At 63.5% G+C, this 21870-nt stretch carries 23 protein-coding genes, 1 tRNA gene and 1 pseudogene; 3 read left to right on the forward strand and 22 right to left on the reverse strand.

Translation table 11 applies throughout. The features are described 5' to 3' along the window. Window positions 1–46 precede the first annotated feature (46 nt). On the forward strand, window positions 47–979 hold the full coding sequence (locus CXY91_RS10055; protein ID WP_100960963.1) for a glycoside hydrolase family 16 protein: 933 nt from the start codon (window positions 47–49) through the stop codon (window positions 977–979). Between the two features lie 244 nt (window positions 980–1223). Here CXY91_RS10055 and CXY91_RS10060 read toward each other — a convergent pair. Then, a pseudogene (locus tag CXY91_RS10060) lies at window positions 1224–3170 on the reverse strand (excinuclease ABC subunit UvrA); the annotation flags it as partial. Window positions 3171–3238: 68 nt separating this feature from the next. Here CXY91_RS10060 and CXY91_RS10070 point away from each other — a divergent pair. Both CXY91_RS10070 and CXY91_RS10075 read left to right on the forward strand, forming a co-directional pair. Beyond that, window positions 3239–4189, forward strand: coding sequence for a J domain-containing protein (locus CXY91_RS10070; RefSeq protein WP_248307428.1), 951 nt, complete (start codon window positions 3239–3241; stop codon window positions 4187–4189). After that, complete coding sequence (locus CXY91_RS10075) at window positions 4190–4543, forward strand: chaperone modulator CbpM (protein WP_100960965.1); 354 nt, start codon at window positions 4190–4192, stop codon at window positions 4541–4543. Window positions 4544–4546: 3 nt separating this feature from the next. Here the strand turns inward: CXY91_RS10075 and CXY91_RS10080 are convergent, their stop codons facing one another. The 21 genes from CXY91_RS10080 to CXY91_RS10170 all read right to left on the reverse strand — a co-directional run bounded on the left by CXY91_RS10080 (window position 4547) and on the right by CXY91_RS10170 (window position 21752). Beyond that, window positions 4547–5134 carry a nucleotide exchange factor GrpE gene (locus CXY91_RS10080; protein ID WP_248307429.1) on the reverse strand — a complete coding sequence of 196 codons (588 nt, stop codon included), beginning with the start codon at window positions 5132–5134 and terminating at the stop codon, window positions 4547–4549. Next, window positions 5115–7025 carry a molecular chaperone DnaK gene (gene dnaK, locus CXY91_RS10085; protein ID WP_100960966.1) on the reverse strand — a complete coding sequence of 637 codons (1911 nt, stop codon included), beginning with the start codon at window positions 7023–7025 and terminating at the stop codon, window positions 5115–5117. The genes CXY91_RS10080 and dnaK overlap by 20 nt, the downstream gene beginning before the upstream one ends. Window positions 7026–7242: 217 nt before the next feature. Then, window positions 7243–7911 (reverse strand): helix-turn-helix domain-containing protein, encoded by a 669-nt coding sequence (locus CXY91_RS10090; RefSeq protein WP_100960968.1) that lies wholly within the window; start codon window positions 7909–7911, stop codon window positions 7243–7245. A 540-nt stretch (window positions 7912–8451) separates the two neighbouring features. Continuing rightward, a tRNA-OTHER gene (locus CXY91_RS30105) sits at window positions 8452–8519 on the reverse strand. 403 nt (window positions 8520–8922) lie between these two features. Beyond that, window positions 8923–10065, reverse strand: coding sequence for a tyrosine-type recombinase/integrase (locus tag CXY91_RS10095; protein WP_100960969.1), 1143 nt, complete (start codon window positions 10063–10065; stop codon window positions 8923–8925). 354 nt (window positions 10066–10419) lie between these two features. Beyond that, window positions 10420–10758, reverse strand: coding sequence for a hypothetical protein (locus tag CXY91_RS10100; protein WP_100960972.1), 339 nt, complete (start codon window positions 10756–10758; stop codon window positions 10420–10422). Then, window positions 10748–10966 carry a hypothetical protein gene (locus CXY91_RS10105; RefSeq protein WP_100960974.1) on the reverse strand — a complete coding sequence of 73 codons (219 nt, stop codon included), beginning with the start codon at window positions 10964–10966 and terminating at the stop codon, window positions 10748–10750. The genes CXY91_RS10100 and CXY91_RS10105 overlap by 11 nt, the downstream gene beginning before the upstream one ends. After that, window positions 10959–11195: a hypothetical protein gene (locus tag CXY91_RS10110; RefSeq protein WP_100960976.1), complete on the reverse strand. Its 237-nt coding sequence runs from the start codon at window positions 11193–11195 to the stop codon at window positions 10959–10961. The genes CXY91_RS10105 and CXY91_RS10110 overlap by 8 nt, the downstream gene beginning before the upstream one ends. Further along, on the reverse strand, window positions 11188–11382 hold the full coding sequence (locus CXY91_RS10115) for a cytidine/deoxycytidylate deaminase family protein (protein WP_100960980.1): 195 nt from the start codon (window positions 11380–11382) through the stop codon (window positions 11188–11190). Before CXY91_RS10115 ends, CXY91_RS10110 begins: the two co-directional genes overlap by 8 nt. A 322-nt stretch (window positions 11383–11704) precedes the next feature. Further along, window positions 11705–12886 carry a hypothetical protein gene (locus CXY91_RS10120; RefSeq protein ID WP_100960982.1) on the reverse strand — a complete coding sequence of 394 codons (1182 nt, stop codon included), beginning with the start codon at window positions 12884–12886 and terminating at the stop codon, window positions 11705–11707. Beyond that, window positions 12879–13085 (reverse strand): hypothetical protein, encoded by a 207-nt coding sequence (locus CXY91_RS10125; RefSeq protein ID WP_100960984.1) that lies wholly within the window; start codon window positions 13083–13085, stop codon window positions 12879–12881. Before CXY91_RS10125 ends, CXY91_RS10120 begins: the two co-directional genes overlap by 8 nt. Further along, window positions 13078–13530, reverse strand: coding sequence for a hypothetical protein (locus CXY91_RS10130; RefSeq protein WP_100960986.1), 453 nt, complete (start codon window positions 13528–13530; stop codon window positions 13078–13080). Before CXY91_RS10130 ends, CXY91_RS10125 begins: the two co-directional genes overlap by 8 nt. Window positions 13531–13540: 10 nt before the next feature. Continuing rightward, window positions 13541–13696, reverse strand: a complete 156-nt coding sequence (locus tag CXY91_RS30115) for a hypothetical protein (RefSeq protein WP_158673344.1) — start codon at window positions 13694–13696, stop codon at window positions 13541–13543. Next, window positions 13693–13980, reverse strand: coding sequence for a hypothetical protein (locus tag CXY91_RS10135; protein WP_100960988.1), 288 nt, complete (start codon window positions 13978–13980; stop codon window positions 13693–13695). The genes CXY91_RS30115 and CXY91_RS10135 overlap by 4 nt, the downstream gene beginning before the upstream one ends. 53 nt (window positions 13981–14033) lie before the next feature. Next, on the reverse strand, window positions 14034–16334 hold the full coding sequence (locus tag CXY91_RS10140; RefSeq protein ID WP_100960990.1) for a bifunctional DNA primase/polymerase: 2301 nt from the start codon (window positions 16332–16334) through the stop codon (window positions 14034–14036). Continuing rightward, a complete protein-coding gene (locus CXY91_RS10145) occupies window positions 16331–17374 on the reverse strand; it encodes a DNA-methyltransferase (RefSeq protein WP_199777398.1) in 1044 nt (347 codons plus the stop codon). Before CXY91_RS10145 ends, CXY91_RS10140 begins: the two co-directional genes overlap by 4 nt. Beyond that, the gene (locus CXY91_RS10150; protein WP_100960991.1) at window positions 17374–17571 is read right to left on the reverse strand and encodes a DUF6511 domain-containing protein; all 198 of its coding nucleotides are present in this window, start codon (window positions 17569–17571) and stop codon (window positions 17374–17376) included. The genes CXY91_RS10145 and CXY91_RS10150 overlap by 1 nt, the downstream gene beginning before the upstream one ends. 224 nt (window positions 17572–17795) lie before the next feature. After that, a complete protein-coding gene (locus CXY91_RS10155) occupies window positions 17796–18134 on the reverse strand; it encodes a TSCPD domain-containing protein (RefSeq protein ID WP_100960993.1) in 339 nt (112 codons plus the stop codon). Beyond that, window positions 18124–18924, reverse strand: coding sequence for a DNA-methyltransferase (locus CXY91_RS30550; RefSeq protein ID WP_199777399.1), 801 nt, complete (start codon window positions 18922–18924; stop codon window positions 18124–18126). The genes CXY91_RS10155 and CXY91_RS30550 overlap by 11 nt, the downstream gene beginning before the upstream one ends. Before the next feature lie 183 nt (window positions 18925–19107). Further along, the gene (locus CXY91_RS10165; protein ID WP_100960995.1) at window positions 19108–20820 is read right to left on the reverse strand and encodes a DEAD/DEAH box helicase; all 1713 of its coding nucleotides are present in this window, start codon (window positions 20818–20820) and stop codon (window positions 19108–19110) included. Then, window positions 20820–21752, reverse strand: coding sequence for an oxidoreductase (locus tag CXY91_RS10170; protein ID WP_100960997.1), 933 nt, complete (start codon window positions 21750–21752; stop codon window positions 20820–20822). Before CXY91_RS10170 ends, CXY91_RS10165 begins: the two co-directional genes overlap by 1 nt. Between the last annotated feature and the right edge of the window lie 118 nt (window positions 21753–21870).

Genomic DNA, 21870 nt, shown 5'->3' on the forward strand with positions numbered 1-21870 from the left:
ACATGCCGGAGCCGCCTCGGCGCTTCCCACCAGACGGAGATGAGCCATGCCGACCATGCCATCCCGCCGGGCGCTGCTGCGTGCGGCAGCGGCCCTCGCGACAGCGGCGAGCGCGCGCCCGACACCAGCAGGCGCACAGCAGGACCCGGGAGACCCGACGCTCGGCCGCAGGCTCGTCTTCGACGAATCCTTCGCAAGCATCGATCCGGCGATCTGGCAGGCCGGTCCGAAGGCGACCACCCATGAGCCCGGCTTCTATGGGCGCTCGGCCTTCAGCCGCCGCGGCGGCGAAGAGGGGTTCGACCCCTACGCCATCGTCGCCGACCCGCTGGCCTCGGGCGGTCACGCGCTCGAGATTTCGGCCCGCTATCTCGGCCGGCAGATGAACGTGCCCGCCTATTACGGCAATGCGCTCCCGGAGTTCCAGTGGGTCTCCGGCAATCTCCAGACGGCGCGCCGGGACGGCACGATCCTGAAGGGCTGGCGCAGTGGCTATTTCGAGGCGCGGATGCGGTTCCCTGCCCATCCGCTCAGCTTCCCGGCCTTCTGGCTGATGAACGGCCGCAGCATTCTGTTCCCCAGGACCAGCGTCGAGATCGACATCGTCGAGCACAAGGGCTGGGAGCACCGGCTCTACGGCGCGTATCTGCACGAATGGGGGCAGCCGGGCGAGCGCCACGAAGGCATCGGCGTTCCGACGGATGTCGACCTGACCAGCGGCTATTTCCGCTATGGCGGGCTGATCGAGGGCGATCGCTGCGTGCTCTATTTCGAGCGCCGGCCGATCCACGATCCGAAGACCGGCCGCGCGATCGACTGGCGCATCGGGCGCGCGAGCGAACTCGACGCCCAGAACGACGTCTTCTGGCCGCTCATCACGCTCGCCCTGCGATCCGACGTGCCTTTTCCGCAACCGCTCAGGCCGGAGGACCGTGAGGCGCGGCTGCGGGTCGATTATGTCCGCGTCTACGGCAGCTGACCGAAATTCGGTGACACGCGCTTCCGGGCTGCGCCGCAGCTCGGGCGACCCTGGCGCGGCCATGCGACGAGCGCGTCTTTCTCACGGACGAAATTTGTTCGGCCGGTGATGTCTCGACCGCGCACGGAGCCTCCTAGACGGGGGTCGATGCGGCCAAGGCTGGTCTGAGCATCCATAATTTCATGGGCAGCGGACTGGTGATCGCCGCGGCGGCTGGTCTTGCAGGCCGTATCGCCGCTGACCGTCAGATGGTCGTGGCGACCACGCCTTTGCCGAGCGCGCGAGCGAGGTAGAGTGCGGTGCGGCTCGCTCGGCAGCTCGCGACCGTAGCCGGCGGGCCGCTTTCGACGATCCCGCCGCCCTCGTCGCCGGCGCCGGGCCCGATGTCGATCACCCAGTCGCTCGCCGCCGCGACCTTCATGTCGTGATCGACCAGGACCACGCTGTTGCCGGCATCGACCAGGGCATGGAGCTGGCCGAGCAGGCGCTCGACATCGGTCGGGTGAAGACCGGTCGTCGGCTCGTCGAGCACATAGAGCGCGCCGCCGCGCTGGGCGCGCTGCAATTCCGTGGCTAGCTTCACGCGTTGCGCCTCGCCGCCTGAGAACTCGGTCGCGGGTTGTCCGAGGCGCAGATAGTTGAGCCCGACCTCGCGCAGCACCTTGAGCGACCGGCAGACATGGGGCGCGTCGTCGAAGAATGCCCAGGCGCCCTCGACGGTGAGCGCGAGCACCTCGGCGATCGTCTTGCCGCGATAGCGGATCTCGAGCGTCTTGGGGTTGTAGCGGGTACCGTGACATGTCGGGCAGGGGGCGTAGACGCTCGGCAGGAACAGCAATTCGACCATCACGAAGCCCTCGCCCTCGCAGCGCGGGCAGCGGCCCTTGGCGACATTGAAGGAGAAGCGGCCGGCGTCGTAGCGGCGTTTCCTGGCTTCGGGCGTGGCCGCGAACAAGGCACGGACATGATCGAACAGGCCGGTATAGGTCGCGAGGTTGGAGCGCGGGGTGCGGCCGATCGGCTTCTGGTCGACCTCGATCAGCCGCCTGATCCCTTCGAGCCCACCGACGATCCGACCCTCCGTCGCGCCGGCGGGGCGGTCCTCGAGCGCGGCTTCGGCGTCCCTCTCTTCCTCGGCCGCGACCGGGGCGCCGAGGGCACCGGCGACCAGCTCCACCAGCGCCTGGCTGACCAGGCTCGATTTCCCCGACCCGGAGATTCCAGTGACGGTCGTCATCACGCCGAGCGGGATCGCGCAGTCGACCTGCTTGAGATTGTTGCGCGAGACTCCCTCAAGTCGCAGCCACCCGGCGGACTCGCGGCCTCGGCTCGGCATCCCGCCGCCTTCGTCGAACAGATGGCGCCTCGTCTCCGACGCCGCGATCTCGCGCAGCCCCTCGATCGGGCCGCTATAGAGAATCTCGCCGCCATGCTCGCCGGCGGCGGGCCCGACATCAACGATCCAGTCGGCACGGCGGACGACGTCCATCTCATGCTCGACCACGAACAGCGAATTGCCGACCGTCTTCAGGCCGTCGAGCGCCCGGATCAGCGCTTCGGTATCGGCGGGATGGAGACCGGCGGATGGCTCGTCCATCACATAGACGACGCCGAACAGGTTGGAGACGACCTGGGTGGCGAGCCGCAGGCGTTGCAACTCGCCTGGCGACAGGGTCGGCGTGCCCCGTTCCAGCGTCAGATAGCCGAGACCGAGGTCGAGCAACACCGACAGCCGGCGGCACAGATCGCCTGCGATGCGCGCGACGACGAGGGCCTTTTCCGGATGGGTCTTGCGCAGGGCTTTGAGCTTGGGGGCGTTAGCCTCGGCATAGGGCGCGAAGATCGTCGAAAACCGCGCCATCGGCAAGCGGCTCATCTCGGCGAGATCGAGCCCCTCGAAACGGATCGACAGCGCTTCCCGGCGCAGCCTCTTGCCGTCGCAGACCGGGCAAGGCCGGGCGATCATGAAGCGTGCGGCGCGCTTCTTCATCATCGCGCTCTGGGTCGTCGCATAGCTGTGGGTGACATGGCGCTTGGCGCTCGCGAAGGTGCCCATATAGGCAGGCTCGATCTTTTGCCGGATCGCGCGCTGGATCCGGTCATGGTCCCAGCCGGGATAGACCGGGACCTGGCTGGCCGCTTCGCAGAAATGCCTCGACCTCCGCCTCCTTCCCGGGCTTGGCGTCCATGGTGACGAGAAGCGCAAACTTGACCATTCGCTCATTCCTTCCGGGGAGTTCGGCGAAGCCGCGTCCTCGATTGCGTCGGAGGCCGGCGCATTCGTCGGATCAAGGCCGGTATGCGGCCTCACGCCTATCGAGCCTCAGGCGCGAGCGGGCCGCGCTGACGATCGTCAGCTTTGCAGAATTCTCGCGAAGCCGGTCGATCCGGGCGGCAACGGAGCATGACCTCAATCCCGGAAACAAGCAGGCCGAGCAGGACTTCAAGGCTCTGTCGGCGGCCTACGAGATTCTGCGCGACGAGGACAAGCGCGGGCGCTTCGATCGCGGCGAAATCGAAGCGACGGGAGCCGAAAAGGCCGAACGACGCTACTATCGCGACTTTGCCGGCGCGGATGCGGGCGCAGGGTCCTATGGCGAAGGCTTCGCGGATTTCGGCGGCGACGACCTCTTTGCCGAGTTCTTCTCGCGCCAGAGGAGTGGACCGTTCGGCAAGCGCGGCGGCGACATCCGCTATTCCATGGAGATCGATTTCCTTGAGGCGGTCAACGGCGGCACGCATCAGGTGACGCTGCCCGGAGGCCAGACGCTGGACGTCAGGATCCCACCCGGTGCGCGCGATGGGCAGACCCTTCGGCTGCGGGGCAAGGGCAGCGCCGGCGACGTCGGAGTGAAAGCCGGTGACGCGCTGATCGAGCTCCATGTGCGCGCCCATCCCTTCTATCGGCGCGAGGGCGACGACATCCGGCTTGATCTCCCGATCTCGCTCCGCGAGGCCGTGCTCGGCGGCAAGGTCAAGGTGCCGACGCCGGCAGGCACGGTAGCCGTATCCGTGCCGATGAATTCATCCAGCGGGCGCACGCTGCGGCTGAAGGGACAGGGTGTCGCCCGGCGGGACGGGAGCCGGGGCGACGTCTACGCAACACTCAAGATCGTCCTTCCGGAACAGCAGGATGCCGAACTGAAGGCATTCGTCGTCGGCTGGTCAGCCGGCAAGGACTTCAATCCGCGGCAGGCAATGGGGGTCTAGATGCTCGATCACTTCGAACCCAAGAGACGTCTTCCTGTCGACGATGACACGCTGCAGACCTTCATCGACAGGGGCTGGATCTTGCCGCCCGTTCGCGAAGGTCAGCGCGTGATCCGCGACGTCGATGTCGCGCGTGCGGCCCTGATCGTGGATCTGACCGATGGGATGGGTCTGAACGAGGAAGGCGTCGATCTGGTGCTGGATCTGATCGACCAGCTCTATGGCCTGCGTTCCGCCTTCGGCCATCTGATCGATACGCTGGCGGTGCAGCCTGATGGCGTTCGGGCTCGCCTCGTGAGCGACCCGAGGCGGCTTTACACGCTGAGCTACCGCCGGCCCCCGGCTGTCCGCTGACTCCTAGCCGGCGGCCCGGCCGCCATCGTGCGGTTCGCGAACCGCCACGCCAACCATCGCCGGGCGAAGCACCCGGTCGTGAAGCGTATAGCCTGGCTGCAGGACCTCGACGACGGTGCCGTCCGCCGCTGTCTCGTCCGGTCGCTGGAAAATGGCGTGATGGATATGCGGATCGAAGGCCGCGCCGAGCGGATCGATGCGTTGCATGCCATGCCGCGCCAGCGTCGCCAGCAGATTGCTTTCGGTGGTCTCGACACCTTTCAGCAGCGGCCCGATCGACGCGTGAGCCGAGTCCCCCGGGGGCACGCTCTCGATCGCGCGACGCAGATTGTCGAGCGTGTCCAGAAGGTCGCCGACCAGTTGCGAGGCCGCGAACTTCACTGCCTCCTCGCGCTGGCGCTGCATCTGCTGGCGGATGTTCTGCTGCTCGGCCAGAGCACGCAGCAGCTTGTTCTTCACATCGGCGAGCTCGAACTCGAGCGCCGCCTGCGAGGCCGGGGCGGCAGATTGCGCGGAGGGCGTGTCCGGTGACTGGGGCATCGGCTCCGCAGTTTTCTGTCCGTGGGGAGCCTCAGCCATGGCGCTGACCATTCTTGTCGTTCACCTCCTCGAAATCCGCGTCGACGACATCGTCTCCCGCGACCGACGCTTCGCCGGAACCGGAGCCCGGGGCACCTGCGGACTCCTGCACCTTGGTGCCGAACTCCGCCGAGGCGACCTGCAAGGCCTTGGCCTTGGTCTCGATCTCGTCGGCCGAGGCCCCGGCGATGGCCGACTTGACCTCCTGGATGGCCTTCTCGACGGTCGTCCGGTCCACCGAGGGCGCCTTGTCCTTCGCCTCGTCCAGAGCCTTCTGGCTGGTTCCGATCTGCGCATCCGCCTGGTTGCGGGCTTCGACCAGAGCACGCCTCTGCTTGTCGGCCTCCGCATTGGCCTCCGCCTCCCGCACCATGCGGTCGATATCGGACTGCGTGAGGCCGCCGGAGGCCTCGATCTTGATCTGCTGCTCCTGGCCGGTGGCCTTGTCCTTGGCCGTGACGTGGACGATGCCGTTGGCGTCGATGTCGAAGGTGACCTCGATCTGCGGCACGCCGCGCGGCGCCGGAGCGATGCCGACGAGATCGAACTGGCCGAGCAGCTTGTTGTCTGCCGCCATCTCGCGCTCGCCCTGGAAGACGCGGATCGTGACCGCATTCTGGTTGTCCTCGGCCGTCGAGAAGGTCTGGCTCTTCGTCGCCGGGATGGTCGTGTTCCGGTCGATCAGCCGCGTGAATACGCCGCCGAGCGTCTCGATGCCGAGCGAGAGCGGGGTCACGTCGAGCAGCAGCACGTCCTTGACGTCGCCTTGCAGCACACCGGCCTGGATCGCAGCGCCGATCGCCACCACCTCATCCGGATTGACGCTCTTGTTCGGCTCCTTGCCGAAAATGTCGGAGACCACCTCCTGCACCTTGGGCATGCGCGTCATGCCGCCGACGAGAACAGCCTCGTCGATGTCCGACGTCTTAACCTTGGCGTCCTTCATCGCCGCCCGGCAGGGGCTCTCGGTGCGCTGGATGAGATCGTCGACCAGATCTTCCAGCTTCGCCCGCCTGAGCTTGATCTCCAGATGCTTGGGGCCGTTCTGGTCGGCCGTGATGAAAGGCAGGCTGACGGTTGTCTCCAAGGTCGAAGAAAGCTCGATCTTGGCCTTCTCGGCGGCTTCGCGCAGCCGCTGGATCGCCAGCCGGTCTTGTCGCAAGTCGATGCCCTGGTCCTTCTGGAACTCGGTCGCCAGCCAGTCGACGACGCGCTTGTCGAAGTCTTCGCCGCCGAGGAAGGTGTCGCCATTGGTGGCCTTCACCTCGAACACCCCATCGCCGATGTCGAGCAGCGAGATGTCGAAGGTGCCGCCGCCGAGATCGTAGACCGCGATCTTGCCGGTCTTCTTCTTGTCGAGCCCGTAGGCGAGCGCGGCGGCCGTCGGTTCGTTGATGATCCTCAGCACGTCGAGCCCGGCGATCTTTCCAGCGTCCTTCGTCGCCTGCCGCTGGCTGTCGTTGAAATAGGCCGGCACCGTGATGACGGCCTGGGTCACCTTTGCGCCGAGATAGGCCTCCGCCGTCTCCTTCATCTTCACCAGGATGTGGGAGCTGATCTGGCTTGGGCTGTGTTTCTTTCCCGCCACCTCGATCCACGCATCGCCATTGTCGCCCTTGACGATCTTGTAGGGAACCAGCGTCTTGTCCTTCTCCACCACCGGATCGTCGTAGCGGCGCCCGATCAGGCGCTTCACGGCGAAGATCGTGTTCTCCGGGTTGGTCACGGCCTGCCGCTTGGCCGGCTGGCCGACCAGAATCTCGCCATCCTTGGTGAACGCGACGATGGAGGGGGTGGTGCGGCCGCCTTCCGCGTTTTCGATGATCTTGGCCTGCGCCCCCTCCATCACCGCGACGCAGGAGTTGGTCGTGCCCAGATCGATGCCGATCACCTTCGTTGCCATCTTCCATCTCCATCGAAATTGGGCGCCTGATGCGGCCGGTGCGACTGCGCCCGCATCCGAAGCCTTGCCGATGGCCAGGCCGCCGGCCTTGACGGTCGTCAGTTTCAAGCCTGTTGACGATTTTGCGCTGCGACTCGTCGTCGAGCCGGGTTTTCTCGAGGAGACAGGAGAGGCGACGTTACGGATGGCAGGTAGTTCGGCGCCGCGTCATCCGCCCTCAGCCATTCTGGCCGCCTCGCCTCCGGGTGATCCTGATGCGGCGCGGACCCTCCAGCGAGATGACGCCGCGCGCCTGCAGATCGGTAATGGCGCGGCAGACCGTTTCGGGCGAGATACCGAGCATGTCGGCGATGTCGTAGCGCGAGATCGGCAGCGCCATGCCCTCGTCCTTGTCGGCCGAAAGCCTCCGGTGAAAGTAGAGCAGGAATTCCCGGACCTTTTCCTGGGCCGTCATCGTGCCGATCACCAGGAGCTGCTCCTGCAGCCGTTCCAATGCCTCGAGGATCTGCCTTCTGATTTCGAGGGCGGTCTCGGAATCTTCCCTGGCCAGCGCCTCGACACGCTGGCGCGGGTAGCAGGCGATCACTGTCCCTTCAGTCACGGCCTGGACGGCAAACCGATGGTGCAGGCGCGAGGTGAAGCCGAACAGATCTCCCGGCAGATAGATGTCGACCAGTTGCCTGCGCCCGTCGGCGCGCATCAGAAATTTGCGCGCCGAGCCGGACATGACACGATACCAGGTGTCGCTGCGCTCCTCTTGGCCGTAGATGTCCTGCTCGCGATCGAAGCGACGCAGGTGCGCCAGCGACCGCAGCCGTGTCGGCTCGGCGGTCGGCGCGCTTGGCAGGCGTTGCAGGGTCGCGGACGTCGCGGATGCGTCGAGCATGGTAGCCTCCCCATCCTCCGCCAGCGCGCGAAGGCTTGCCATGCACCATTCGTCAGCCTTCGTCGAAGGGGAATTGGGGGTCTGTCCGTATCGTAGAATCCCGCATCCCGCTGATCGGGGCGTCTCCCTTCGATATGGCTGGCGGTCATGTGGGTAACACGCGCCTGGTCCTTCGCGGCTGTCGCGACGACGCAAGCCTGTATGCACCCGGCCCCAGGCCGGAAAGGGCCATGCTTGGCCAGCGTCAGTCGCCTCGGCACCAGGAGGTCAATGGGCTGATAGACGACGGCGCGCACGAACTCCGCGAGCGACCCACTGGCCGATACCTTTCCCAGGGACGAAAGTCAGGCGCACGTCCGTTGAACGTTGTGCGGCCCATGACCGCGTCCACAAGGTCCTTGGGGACGCGTTTGCGGTGGTAGTAGACCCCGGTCTTCGGATGTTTCCAACGATCGGCCACGCAAAGTACCATGTGTACCACTCGGTGGTCGCCAAACCCTTGCTGGTGCAGCCTTATTCCGCAAAACAAGGGGGTGGGGCTGGTGCTGCGAGAGAGGATTGAACTCTCGACCTCTCCATTACCAATGGAGTTACTGGAAGTTAATTATCATGTTATTGCTAGACTTAGCGGAGTCGATTTTGCGTTGCGCAGACTATGCACATGCCCGCTGTTTTTCAGCTTGGACGTTACTAGAACGAAAAAGGACCGGGCGCAAGGCTCCGGTCCTTTTGGTTAGAAGCCCTGCGGGGCTGTTTGTCGCAATCGGTCTAGGACTTCATCAAAGCTCATATCCCAAAGAGCATAGACCTTGATTGGCTGACCATTGGGCTGCGTCACCATGTGTGCGCGGTAAATGGCCCGACTGAATGGCGCGGTCGTTGGTACGGGTTCTCCGGCCTTCACGTCTGCGGACGCCTCACCGCCCATCGGCACGGACGGCGCACATTTAGTATCAGGCCACCACTGTCCGTCTAGCGGACCTCCGACGCAGGGCACGCTTTCTTGCTTCGTCAAGCCCGCTTCTCCTTCAAATCATTTCGCGCCCCAGTGCCAGGGACCAGCTTTCCACTCAGCCCCAACGGGTCATCCCACCACCACATTTCGCGCCACGACTGCGGGACCTCGATCGTGTTGATCGCGTCAATCAGCGGCTTCTGCGGGATGTGGGTATAGCGGCGCGACATGTCGTCTACGACGTGCCCAAGGATCTGGTCTTTGACGTAGGCGTGAACGCCATTGACCACGAGTTGCGTCGAAACGGTGTGGCGGGCCGTGTATGGTGACACGTCGCGAATGCCAGTCCGCTTCCGAGCTCCGTTGATCGCCGTCTTAATCTGACCGCCCGCATTCTCCGTGATCGGGTACGGCTCACCCCGAGGCTTGCGGAAAACCGCGCCGCCGCGCTGACAGAGAGACTCGAACAAGGGCACGAGGAACTCGTGAATCGGAATTCCGCGCCCTTCACCGATTTTGGAGTTCTCGAGCGTAATCCAGCGATCTGGCACGTTGACCATGGCGGCGTCGAGCACAAATAGCTCGATCGGTCGCATACCTGTAAAGAACAAGGCCGTCATGAGCATTGCCGGCGCCGGTGACATCGCGCCCACAAACCTGGCTGCGTGCTCGTAATTGGTCGGAGCGCTACCGGAGCGATACTTCTTCAACTCCTGAACGTTCGTCCCCTTTGGCTTCTTGGGCAACCGCCACTTCTTATGGTCGGCCCATCCTTCCATGGCAGCGTGGTTCCACACGGCTCGAAAAGGCGCGTAGAACTGGCGAACCCTCGTGTCGCGTAGCGCGGCCGGGTAGAGCCTGTTAGCGAGCTTGTCCAGGCTCTCCTGCGAGTAGCCGAAGAGCTTCACACCCTTTAACTCGACGGCGAGCCCCTTCGGCTTTCCGTTTCCGCCAATCTCGAGCAGGAAGCGGTCGGATCCGCCAGCCGCAATGAACGCGTCTGCCGCCTGGTCGAACGTGATCGTCTTTTTGCGGCCGTTGACCGTCTCATCTAGGAGGCGCGCCTCTTCCTTGATTCTAAGAGTCTCTGCCGCTTTGCGGTCGCTCGTGCCACAAGAGATGAAAACGCTTTCTCCTCGGACTGTGCCGCGGAGATACCAGTTGTCGCTTCCTTTGCGCTGGACGAGCTTGAGCGGCATCGCATCACATCCCAGATTGCCAAAACGTCGCTATCGCTAAAGCGAATGTCGCGACCAAAAACTGTACACAGACCGTGCCGCCTGGCCACTCGGCTGACGGCATGTCGTGTGGTCTTGAGGTAGTCCGCAGCTTCTCTAAGCGTGTAGACAGCCCCCAGCGGCCCGTTATCGTTGGCTGGTGTCATGTAGCGGCCCCGCTAATCAACGCCGCCCCCTTCGGGACGCAAACGGCGGTTTGCATCTGCCCAATCGCTTTTACCGCCGCACTAGCGACTTCGCATGCCTCTTTACCGTTGAACTCAGCGGTAGATGAACCGGAGCCCCACCCCATCCCTAGAATGATGAGAACATAAATCATCTCCCGTCTCCCGCCGCTGAGAGCATGGCGCTCGGAGGCTCGGGTGCCAGAAAGAGCTTGTGCTCGCCAGGTGGCAAGCGACTGAGCCGGCTGTCGATCTCATTTAGAGATATGCAGCGCCGCCCGTCATGCATGTAGACGGTCGCACGAGCGCTTGGTTCGGCTGCCGCCTCCTTCGGCTTGGCGGATTCGTAGGCCTCGATCGCGACGACAGCCAAGGCCTGAGCGCTCTCCCACTGGCGCTGCTGCCTATCGAAGTCCTGGTTGCTCACCGGGCCTTCCATGGCCTCATATAGCGCCTTCGCAACAGTGCTCTTCGCCTTCTCATCGATCATTGCGAGACTCCTGGTCTGCATCGCGGGCCTCGTCGAGTGCGGCGCGGCCGGTTTCCTCCCGCTCGACCAGGAAGCAGTCGCCGCAATCCGGGCAACGAATGATGTCCGTCCAAGCATGGCGAGGGGGCGGAACTCTGACCAGGGTCACACCCTGCGGGATCTCGCAGGCCTGCTGGCAGTCGATCGCCTTGCTCAACTTCTCACGCATCCTTGCCTCCGTCGCTGGTACGCAGGGCTTGGCGGCCGGCTTCGGTCAGGCGGTATTGACCCCATTCCGATACTTCGACGTGGCCGGCTTTGACCTTGCGTGCGACGATCGCGCGGTCCGCCTTGGTCACTCGATCAGACAACCCGGTCCAGCCTGTGAAAGTGCCGTACCAGATGCGGTCGGCGAGATATTGCCAACGCTGTTCAACTTTCGTCAGCCTCTCAGCCATCCTTGCCTCCATGGGGGCGGGTGCGGCGCGCGATTTCGTAGGCTTTATCGACATCCGCGTGCCATGTCGGATCGCCGTGTTTCGCAATCACTCGCTCATCCGCATCGAGCTTCAGGGCTCCGGGGCCGCCTTCATTCGTCCAGCCCCACCAGCGCATCCATGATTTCGTCTCGTCGAGATCGCTCACGACCGGCCCTCCTTATCGCCTGTGGGGTGGGGATTTGAGGTGGCATCCGCGAGACCGGTAGGACCGTTCTCCAGAGTATGGCCACCGCAATTGAGCCGCACGACGATCTCGTGAGCGAAGGCGACCTTCTCGGCATGTGACGCGGTGCTATCTCCTGGGAATGAATAGCTGTCGGTCCAGAAGACGCGGTCTCCTATCGAAAAGCCGATCCTTCCGCCTTCCCATGGCCCAGCACTCTCGTGGAAACCAGAGGATTTCTCGAAGACCAGTCGAGCAAAGTTCTCGGGGCCGGTCTTGGTCGAGGTCTCGCGGATGCCACTCCTCATAATCCCCCCTCCCCATGGCCGGGGGCGGGGTTGAGGGCGGCAGCAACAGCGGCGACACCCTTCCGGGTGATGTGAAGCACGCCGCCGGCGGCAATCTGCTCGATCGCAATCAGCCCAGCATCAGACAGCCGGAAAGCCTGCTCCCAAGCCTTCTGATCCTTCTCGATGACGGGGCGTGCACCGTCATGTCGGTTGTCCTGTTTGAGCCGGAACAGCAATTGCAGATCGCCCGGATCCACCACCTCCCCAGTCGCGGGAGAGGACAGGGCGGCGAGGATTGCATCGCGGTCTATATCGCTGAGAAAGAACGCCTCCCGATCATCGAACCGGAACAATGTACCGTTCGGCGCCTGCAAGTTCCCGTCATAATTTGAACGTGCGCCATATCTGATCAGCTTGTCGAAGGCTGCCATAGCCTCCCGCGCGTCCGCAGGCGCCGAAGCCGGTGGCGTGAGCTTGCGGATCTCGGCAGCCTTCAACCTGTCGCCATAGTCATCGCACGCCAGCAGATACTCCGCCGCAGCTTCAAGCCCGGACTTGAAGCCCGCCTCCCTTACCCCGCCCGCAGGCGAGGGAGAGGACACGGGCGATGAGGGGGTGGGCTTGGGGGCGACAGCCAGAGCCAATTTCCACCCGTCTTCGAAGCTGGCGCGCGCACTGTTCTGCCGGCCTTTCGCTCCGGCCCTCACCATCTCATCGGTGGGCTTCAGCGGCACCAGCAACCAGTCCCCATCCCCTTGCGTCGGGGCCGTGAGGGAGGCGACGCTCTGAGCGGCTTCGCGAGCGCGCATGACGATGTCACCCGGCGTGTCCCCCGGCGACCATGTCAGCGCTTCCAGAACTCGATCGCGCAGTTCACATACCGCCTCCACGCTCGCGGTCTGGACGGGCGCGGGTGGGGTGCGATAGAGCGCAACCGGTTCCACTGGTGGTGGATACGCGTGGATGACAGCCGGAACGCCCTCTGCGGCCATGCGCAGGCTGACTTCTGAAGTCCAACACGTCGGCTCAGTCGAGACCACCGCACCGCCCGCACCGGCCTGCGAGAGGCGGGCGAAACGAACGAGCGTTTCGGTCAAGTCGGTGACGAACTGGTCGTGATCGTCCAGCATGTCGATACCGGCGCGTTCCGCCAGCTCGCGAGCTTCCTTGCGCGCGCTCTCCACCACATCAGCCATTGGCGGAATCCTTCGCGTTGGCCTGCGCCCAAGCGAAAAGGACAGCTGCGATATCGGCGCCGGTCGGCTTCTCGTCGAAGGACACAATGTCGTTGATCCTATGGGCGAGCGTGCCGGCGAACTCTGTCAGCTCGCCGTAGCCAGCGGTCAGCACTGGTTCGAGGATGCGCTGTTCAAGCGTCTTGGCAGGATTATCCATCGTTCTTCTCCGTGCTGCGGGAGAGGGAGGCGCGGGCGCGGCGGAAGTCCTCAATGGTCAGCGAGCCGGCGTAGTTGGTGATCGACGGCTGATGCCTGACATGCTCCGCAGCATCGTAACGTTCAGCGACACTCGCGAACGGCTTCATCGCCGCCTCCAGGGCGGTGACGCGGGCTTGGGAGGCTGCCAGTTCGGCGCGCTGGGATTCGATGAGGGCGAGCAGGTCGGAGAGGCCGGACGGAGAGCAACGGGCGATCCAGGCGGCGTCCTCTTTCTTCCCATCTCCGAAAACATCAATGAACACATCTGTCATGCCGTCGGACTGGTCATCCGACGAAATCGCCCGCCCAACTTCAAACCGCCGGTTCTGCTCCCAAGGCCCCGGCGTCACGCCTTCCATAGCCGCACGCCATTCCGCGACCACATTCTCGGTGGGGGTGGTCATGCTGCGATCCTCAATGCCAATTGCGCGGATCGTCGAGCGGATCCGACGTATCGCGCCAGCGATCCCAAGCCCGCCCGATTGCCTTCGCCAGCCAGACCGCGGCGCCGCCCGACAAGAACCCAAAGGCGAAAACGACGATCACACCCTGTTCCGTCGCGACCATCACGCGGCCACCTTCAGCGCAGAGAGACCGGCCAACGGATAGTTCAAGAACCGCCGCCGCCAGCGTGCCGCCAACAACGCCCCGTCGATGTCCAGCAGGCGCAGAGCACAGGCTGCCCAGTGGTTGATTGCGATCAAATGGCGCTCGTGTGCACGCTTGACCAGCAAGTCGGAAACATCCGTTCCGACACGGGCCGACATTCCGCCGGAGCCCAGCATGGCCTCGGCAACGCTCTTCTTCAGCGACACATATGCGCCGACGTCGTATTTTTCAGAAACCTTGCCCATGCCACGAGTCTCCGTTTCGTGGCATGAGTTATAGCGAATCCTAATTAGGATTGTCAACTAGCAAGCAAGCGGATCGTCTGCCCGCTTCTCATCACTTGGCCGGTTTCTACCAACCGGTCCAGCGCGGCTGTAACCTGACGCCCGTCTGCCTTGGAAATGCCCTTGGCGCGAAGGAGTGTAGAGCGAGCCGCGGTGCCGTCCTTGGATTTCTTCAATGCCGACAGGATGGCCTTGGTCAGGGCTTCGAATTCAGACCCCGACATGAACTCGGCTATGCCGCGATCAAGGCAGTCAATGGAGCGCTGCACGATCGCGTAGCCCCATTCGACGTCATCCAACGTCACACGTGCTGCTTTGCCATCCCGGCTAAGTGCGCGCAGCGTCGCAAACTTCTGCGTCTGCTCCGCGGCACGGCCGACGATACCCTCGTGACCGCTGCGCTCTTCGATCTGGGCAATCTGCCAGTCTTCAATCCAGAGCCAGCGTTGTTTGGCTTCCTCCGACGCCCAAGGAACCGCCGCCATTTTGGGGCGCTGATTAGGGTCACGGTAAGCGGCGCCAGCAAAGCCCGATGGACGGGCGCCCTCTTCGGCCCGCTTGACGGCCGCAACCAACGATGGCGGCGCGGTCATGATCGGCTCGGCTTCCTGGCGGTCAGGCATCTCTGTCGCATGGATTACCGTCATGCGGTTGAGAAAGCCGTCGGACAGGTTGGCTTCGCTAAGCCCGTCATAGAACGTTGTCGGCGTCGTAACCGACATGAGCGTCAGAGTAGGGCAGTGAAGCGGCTCCGGGTCGGGGCGCTTGGGGTCGGAGAACTGCTTACCCATCCACATGTCAGTGGACAGCGAATAGACCTCAAGCAGGGCACGCCGCACTGTCTGTGACCAGCTCGAGCTATTGCGCCCGTTCACCGACTGCATAAGCAGACCGAACTCGTCGAGAGGAAGCACCTGGCTAGGCAGCTTTCGCAACATTCGCTCAATCGCAGAGTCGGACGTCGGCACGCCCGCGGCGACCATGTGCAACATGTTGCAGTCATTCGCGATCGTTCGGAGCGCCTTGAGCGGATGCCCCTTGCCCAGCGCTGACGCACCGAGCCCGACAAGATACACGTTCAGCCCGACGCCGGTTGGGCCGACGAACCTTCTGCCGTAGAGCCCGGCCGCGAACGCGATAGCCGTCATCATGGCAAATTCCGGCACGGGCCGGCGTCCGCATTCCAGTGTCCAGCGCGAGATTGCCTCGATCAGCCCGCCGGCGGACTTCGGCGGAAACGGGTTGACCGAAGAGCGCGGCGCGGCAACGTCTACGGGCTGCGCGGGTGCGGGCGCAATGTCGTCGTTGTCCGCAACGGGCTCCGGTCGCTTCGGGAACCACGGCTCCAGCCCCAGTAAGCCAGGCTCTTCGACGCCGATCTTTTGCTTGAGCCAGTTTGCCGCGAAGTCGAACGTGCAGCCCATGGCTGACATCACGAGATCAACAGGGGTATATCCCTTCTCTCCGTCGTGAAAATCGCGGATTCCCTGCTCGGAAATCTTCAGGTTCGGGTTGCGGTCATGAAGCGGCCTGCCGCGGTGCGACGGGCGCCAGAACGGCACGGCCACATAGCCACCCCGCCTGTTCCGAGACAGCTTGGGCAGGTCCAGTTCCGGCACCCATAGGTCGAGCTTAGTCAGCGCCTGCGTGTTCAGGTCGCGCCAGATGCCGCCGCCGAGCCCGTCTGAGACACGGGTGACGTGCGCCGGCGCGAAGTACCCGAACGGCTCTAGCGCGTCCGCAATCTGGTCGGCGATGTCGTCTGGCAGCTGGGGCAGGTCGTGCGGGTGCGTGTTCTCTAGCGTGTCGTCGGTCAGCCAGACATAGGGGCGCTGCGTGTCTGGGTGCACGGTCGGCGGAATAACGGTCTGCGTGCCGTACGCCAGCAGGTCGACCACCCGGCTCTTGTGGATGTCGAAGTGGCGTGATTGGATGGCACGGCTGCCGCGATAGAAGGCAGTGAAGCCCTTTTCGCCGCGCTTCTGGACGGTTGATAAAGGCAGGACGGCGGACAGCGCCGAGCGCATGGCGTCGTCGTCAGTGTCAACGTCCACCGCGATGACGTCGTTGAAGCCGAGCGCAACACACAGACCCGCATCCGGCCAGCGGGTCCACGTCCTTAGTTCATATTCAGTCGGCGCGCGGTCGCAATATTGGGACCAGTCGAAGCGTCCGTACCACGACCCGCCCTTGTAGTCGCCGGGCCGCTTGGAGCCGGGGCGGCAGGGTATCACGGAATAGCCGAGATCAGCGATGCGCTCGCCGTGGAGCGCATACGGGGCGTCGGCTGCGGGCTTGGTGGCGAAGGCGGTCATACGGCGACTCCAAACAGGTCGTTATCGTTCGCGGGCTTTGCCTTGCGGCGCGCACGCTCAAGCGGGCTGGCGGTGTCAGCGTCGATGCGGTCGCGAGCCATGGCAGCGTATTCGGGGTTCAACTCACACAGGACCGCGTTGCGCCCGTGTCGAGCCGCAACTAGTCCGGTCGTGCCCGCGCCACCGAATGGGTCAAGGACCGTGCCGCCTTCGGGGCAGCCGGCTAGGATGCACGGCTCGATTAGGTCGGGCGGGAAGGTAGCGAAGTGAGCGCCTGAGAAAGGCTTGGTTGCGACTGTCCAGACTGAACGGCGGTTGCGGTGCGTCGGCACGCCTTCCGCCTCAAGCTTGGCCGCGTATCGCCCGTTGAAGCCGTCATGCCGCCTGCCATGGCCGCGCTGCTTGTTCGCCCATTTGTCCGTGAATTTTCCGATAGTCGGGTCAACAGCAGGTTCCTTCACGGAGTCGCCGTCATAATAGTAGCGGGGCGCCTTGCTCAGCATGAAGACGTACTCATGCGCCTTTGTGCAGCGGTCTTTGACGCTTTCTGGCATAGGGTTTGGCTTGTGCCAGATGATATCCTGCCGCAGATACCAGCCATCCGATTGGAGCGCGAAAGCCACGCGCCACGGGATGCCGATTAGGTCTTTCGGCTTCAGGCCAGACGCGACCGTATTGGGGCGCTCGAAGCCACCACCCGAAGCATGGTATCCCTGCTCACCTCGCGTTCCCTTATTGCCAATACCGCCGCTGCTATCCCTGTGTGGCTGTGACTTGCCGCCGCCACTCGCATAGCTATCCCCCAAGTTCAGCCACAACGTCCCGTCATCGCGAAGCACCCGCCGCACCTCACGGAAGACTGTGACCATGGCCGCCACGAATTCGTCAGGCGTCGGCTCAAGGCCAATCTGGTCGTCGTGCCCATAGTCGCGCAATCCGAAATACGGCGGGCTCGTCACGCAGCAGTTCACGCTACCCGGCTCCATTGCCGCTAGCGTAGCGCGGCAATCGCCGGCGATGATGTTGACTGTTCCGCGCATCAGAACGGTGCCCTCAACTCTGCAACCTGCGCCCGTAAACTCTCGCCGAATTCATGGATAACAACTGTCAGCAGCTCTTCGGCCTCTTCTTCGGAGAATTCGCCGAGGTCGGTCTTGCCGAACCTTTCCAGCAGCTCGCCGACCTTCTCCTTGGCATCCGCGCGGGCGCGCGCTTCGTACGGGTCGAAGTTTCTCACCTGTCGGATTTCCTTAATTTGCGGGATGCAATCATCACAAACCCATCTAGGGCGGCGTCCATCCCCCGCGCCTATGCCGGTTGCGTGCCGCTTGCACAGGAAGCAGTCGGCGGGGTCGTTGATGTGTGGTTGCATGTGATGAAACCTAGAAATGATGCGACCAAGGACAGAGGTTTTGCATCGTATACGCTTCATATGGCCGCTAATGGAGCGTATACGATGCATTAGCCTGTGGCTGATCTGGGTTGGTTGGTATTGGCGGGCTCCGCCGCCAGCAGGTCCAACAGGGCGCCGATTGCGGACTCGGCTTCGCCGCGGTCTGTGCGGGACAGTGACTTGGCAAGGTCCGCGGCGGGGCAGCCGTACTGCAGCAACAAGCTCACGCTAACAGCAGCATCGCGGCAGTTGACTTGCGCGTCGCTGCCTACCTTGCCGTTGTCCAGAAAGACTTCGGCTAGGCGCCCGTCGGGGTAAAACGACACGCGCGCCGTGTAGGGCCGCCCGGCGTGCCAGAATGTGATGTTTTCAGACTCACGGCGGTTGGAAAGGCGTTCACGCGGCAATTTGGGTGTCCTTGGTGTTGTCGTTGGCGAAGAGGCTGGCGGGCTTGCTGGGCTTGGCCACCGTCGGCACGAACATGTCGCCTTGGTCGTAAGCCTTGCGAATGCGCTCACAGGCGACATCGAAGTACTTCGGATCCAACTCAACGCCGATGAACTTGCGGCCCATCCGAGCGCAGGCTACGCCAGTCGTGCCGGAGCCCATGAACGGGTCCAAAATCGTCTCGCCCGGGTTGGTGAAGTCTTTCAGAAGCTCCATCATGAGCGGGATGGGCTTCTCCGTCGGGTGGCGCCCGTCTCGGTCCCTCTGATTGGTCAGGTGAGTGTAGACACCGCGCTTTCCGCCCGCGTTCCAGCGGGCATGGCCTGAGCCGTTCCATGCCGTGACGAAGCACTCCGCGCCCTGACCCGGCCCCTGTCCGTTCAACTGCGGTGTCGCATCCGGTTTTACCCACAAGCAGCCGCGCTTGTATTTCATCGCTGATGCGTTGATGGCCTCGGCCCAATATGCAACGCCCTCGATGGTGCAGAAGGCGATAAACCAGCCCGTTGTCACTCGCTCGGCTGCAGCCACAACATCGGCGCGGATGCTGTTAATCGAGGCGAAGTCCAGACCCTTCAAGTCTGGGCCTGAGTCTGCGCGGACGGGTCCGCGCAGACTGTTCTTCGACGCATGCAGGCTTTCTTCGTATGGCGGGTCGCTGATGATGTGGCCAACGGCCTCCAGCCCCGCCATCACCTCTAGGCAGTCGCCATTATACAATACGCAGCCGCCAATCTGCTCACTGCGCATTCGCAGTCTCCCGGCGAACAACGGCCCAGCCCTCGTGCGCTAGAACCGCCAACACGGCAGATGCCAAAGTATCGAAGCCCATCGGCTGCGGATTATTGACAAGCATTCGGACAATAGCTTCCTGTGGCGTGGTCTGTGTCATAGGTCTCACCTTGTTTGCTGTGCTGCGCATACGCGCAGCACTCAAAACGGAATCGAGTCTTCCAAGATTTCTGCGGCAGGGCGGTTATCGTTACTCGCCGAGGGCACGTTGTCGTTTGCGGGCCTAAAGTCAGTGACGTCGAAATACTTGCTTCTCGGCTTCGGCTTGATCGCGAATTCTGCGGTGGCGACCAGTTCCGACTCGCGGCTCAACCACTCATCCACACTGCTAGGAAACGGCGTCTGCCCGCCGTGCTGCCGCCACCATCGATCCGCCTTGCTTTTGGCGAAGCCGGTGTGCTGCGGGCAAAGCCAGGTCTTGTACGTGGTCAACCCACTAGCGAACTCGACACGCACGCTAGGCAGCCCGCCGAGCTTTTCGTGATAGCGGAACTTACGGGACCGGACGGGGAGCCACTCCGCCGACGTCACACTAAGGATCGGCGCGGTGTCCGACCGGGCCTCAAACCGCGGCTTCTCCTCGATGTCGAACTCGTGGCCGCAGCAGGAGCACCGCCGCACGCTGGCGTGGTTGATCTCAAAGCAGCTAGGGCAGACCTTGATCGGCGCCTCGCCTTGTCCCTTCCCGGGCTTGCGCGGCTGGATCATGTCCACCGGCCCGTGCTCTTTGATATTACCGGCGAAATCCATGTACCGGCAGTTCGGCTTGATATGGCCCGCGATAGCGGCGCGTCTGGCTTCGGCGTCCACAGACTCCGGGTCGAACCCCGGCGGGTATACGACGCGCGTGCCCCTGCCGGCGCGCTGGACATACCTGGCCGCCGACATCGTGCGGTAGCAGTCAACAATGAGGTCGACGCCTACGATATTCGTGCCCGTGCTTAGGACGTTGTCATTGACCAGCCCCCACAGCTCGCCGGACTTCAGCGCCTCGATGAGCTTCCTGCGCTCGCCCGCTGGCGTGCCTCCGTGAACGACTTCGACGGCGCGGCCCGCCAATTGAAAGGCGTCCCGCATCCGCTTGGCGTGCTCAACGCCGCGGGTGAAGATCAGCGACTTGCGGCGCGTACCCTCGACGTCCAGCACCTCCTGCACAACGCGCTTGTTCAGGTCGTCGGTGTCGACCGCCTCACGGTAGTCGCTGAACTTGTAGTCGCCCATCGACTTGCTGACGCCAGCGACGTCATAGTTCGTGGACAGCGGCTTGCTCGAGAGCGGGGTAAGATAGCCGTCATCCACGCCCTGGCGGATGGAATAGGTGTAGACGACTCGGTCAAAAAGCTTGTCGTCACCTTCGTCCAGCCGGCCGGAGTCAAGGCGATAGACCGTTGCGGACAGGCCAACTATTTTCAGGTCTGGGTTGATGGTCCGCAGCGCGTCGATGAACTGCCGGTAGATCGCGTTTTCCTTGTTCGGGACCAAGTGCACTTCGTCGATCGCCAGCACGTCGACGTGGCCGATCTCTGCAGCCTTATTATAGATCGACTGGATCTGGCCGAAGAGAACTTGTGCCTTGTAGTCGCGGCGGTTCGCGCCAGCGGCGGCAACACCGGCGGGCGCGAACGGACAAAGGCCAAGGAACTCAGCGTAGTTGCCCAGCACAAGCTCAATCACATGCACGACGTTGAGCAGGCGCAAGTCGGGGTAGTCCCGAATAAGTTCCTCAAACAACGTTCCGAGCGTGATTGACTTACCGACACCCGTGGCCATGTCGACCAGCGGGTTGCCGTCGGCTTCTTTCCAGTAGTCAAAGATGCTGTCGACGGCTTCGCGCTGATAGTAGCGGATAGGCATTAGGCGCTCGCCCCATCAATCCAGAGTTCGCCCGAAGGCAGGCGGTAGGTGATCGTTTCGTTTTCTTCGTCCACGTCGATCTGCTCAGCCGGGACAAGAGCCGGAATATGCAAATGGTTGGGGCAGCCCTCGCGCTGTTCGTCGATGCCGAGCGGCTTTTGCCAGCGCCCGCACGACCAGGCGGCGTCTCCATGCGGCTCGGCTGACGCGTGAATGCACGACCGGCAATGCACCCGCGGCATTGCATTGCCCCAGCAAACGTCCTTCTGCCGGCAGAACACGCCGCGGAAGTCGTCTTCCTTGGTGCAAAGCCGAGCAGGCGGCTCCGGGCTCAACGCAATTCGCTCGGCCCGGGCGATCTGACGAAGGCAGTAGTCAGCGTCGTAGTCGCCACGCTCGATGTGCCGCTCGTCGGTGTTCTTGTTGACGATGACATAGGCCCAGCGGCTGTGGCCGAAGGCGTGGCAACCGAGCTGGCACTGCCCATAGTGGGTGGGCTGGGCAACCTTGACGCCTTTCTTTTTGACCTCGTTGAACTTGTCTTCCTTGTGCGACTTCACCTCGAGCAGGTGTTCGGTAACGGGCGCTTCGATGAGGCCGGACACCCCGCCGTCGCGCTTTCCCCGAAGGTGGCCGTGGGCAAACCGCATCTTGTCCTGCTGTCCCCACACGGTGCAGCCGGCCGCCTCAAGGTTGGCAACGATGCGCTCCTCCCAGAGGTTGCCCGTCTCAAAGATCGAACGCTTGCGTCCGTCGATAAACTCGCGCTCGCTGACCCACCGCATGGCCAGCCAAAGGGCGCGGTCGCATTCCAGGCCGATGTCCCCGACCGAGATGCCCCACGAATCCCAGTCCGTAGCTGCAAGCTCATACGCCCGATAGATCGCCAGGACGGTCGGGCTGATCGTGGTGGTTTGGGGGAGGGGAGCCATTAGGACGCAAGGGCCTCGCTAGCGCGCATAATCCGGATGACGGGATTTTGCTCGGGCCAGAAACCGCCATTCGGATCGAGATAGCCGCCACCTGGCTGGTAGCCCCCGCCAAACTCGG

The organism is Allobosea sp. FBZP-16 (assembly GCF_002831785.1).
Lineage (GTDB): Bacteria > Pseudomonadota > Alphaproteobacteria > Rhizobiales > Beijerinckiaceae > Allobosea > Allobosea lupini.

Excerpts from the sequence above, each read along its gene's own strand:
- CXY91_RS10080 (WP_248307429.1), bottom strand. The coding sequence starts at position 5,134 with ATGGTCAGCGCCATGGCTGAGGCTCCCCACGGACAGAAAACTGCGGAG.
- CXY91_RS10095 (WP_100960969.1), bottom strand. The coding sequence starts at position 10,065 with ATGCCGCTCAAGCTCGTCCAGCGCAAAGGAAGCGACAACTGGTATCTC.
- CXY91_RS10135 (WP_100960988.1), bottom strand. The coding sequence starts at position 13,980 with ATGGGCAAGGTTTCTGAAAAATACGACGTCGGCGCATATGTGTCGCTG.
- CXY91_RS10110 (WP_100960976.1), bottom strand. The coding sequence starts at position 11,195 with ATGGCTGAGAGGCTGACGAAAGTTGAACAGCGTTGGCAATATCTCGCC.
- CXY91_RS10055 (WP_100960963.1), top strand. The coding sequence starts at position 47 with ATGCCGACCATGCCATCCCGCCGGGCGCTGCTGCGTGCGGCAGCGGCC.
- CXY91_RS10090 (WP_100960968.1), bottom strand. The coding sequence starts at position 7,911 with ATGCTCGACGCATCCGCGACGTCCGCGACCCTGCAACGCCTGCCAAGC.
- CXY91_RS10105 (WP_100960974.1), bottom strand. The coding sequence starts at position 10,966 with ATGCGTGAGAAGTTGAGCAAGGCGATCGACTGCCAGCAGGCCTGCGAG.
- CXY91_RS10165 (WP_100960995.1), bottom strand. The coding sequence starts at position 20,820 with ATGCCTATCCGCTACTATCAGCGCGAAGCCGTCGACAGCATCTTTGAC.
- CXY91_RS10145 (WP_199777398.1), bottom strand. The coding sequence starts at position 17,374 with ATGCGCGGAACAGTCAACATCATCGCCGGCGATTGCCGCGCTACGCTA.
- CXY91_RS10170 (WP_100960997.1), bottom strand. The coding sequence starts at position 21,752 with ATGGCTCCCCTCCCCCAAACCACCACGATCAGCCCGACCGTCCTGGCG.
- CXY91_RS10120 (WP_100960982.1), bottom strand. The coding sequence starts at position 12,886 with ATGGCTGATGTGGTGGAGAGCGCGCGCAAGGAAGCTCGCGAGCTGGCG.
- CXY91_RS10125 (WP_100960984.1), bottom strand. The coding sequence starts at position 13,085 with ATGGATAATCCTGCCAAGACGCTTGAACAGCGCATCCTCGAACCAGTG.
- CXY91_RS10130 (WP_100960986.1), bottom strand. The coding sequence starts at position 13,530 with ATGACCACCCCCACCGAGAATGTGGTCGCGGAATGGCGTGCGGCTATG.
- CXY91_RS30550 (WP_199777399.1), bottom strand. The coding sequence starts at position 18,924 with ATGCGCAGTGAGCAGATTGGCGGCTGCGTATTGTATAATGGCGACTGC.
- CXY91_RS10075 (WP_100960965.1), top strand. The coding sequence starts at position 4,190 with ATGCTCGATCACTTCGAACCCAAGAGACGTCTTCCTGTCGACGATGAC.
- CXY91_RS10100 (WP_100960972.1), bottom strand. The coding sequence starts at position 10,758 with ATGATCGATGAGAAGGCGAAGAGCACTGTTGCGAAGGCGCTATATGAG.
- dnaK (WP_100960966.1), bottom strand. The coding sequence starts at position 7,025 with ATGGCAACGAAGGTGATCGGCATCGATCTGGGCACGACCAACTCCTGC.
- CXY91_RS10140 (WP_100960990.1), bottom strand. The coding sequence starts at position 16,334 with ATGACCGCCTTCGCCACCAAGCCCGCAGCCGACGCCCCGTATGCGCTC.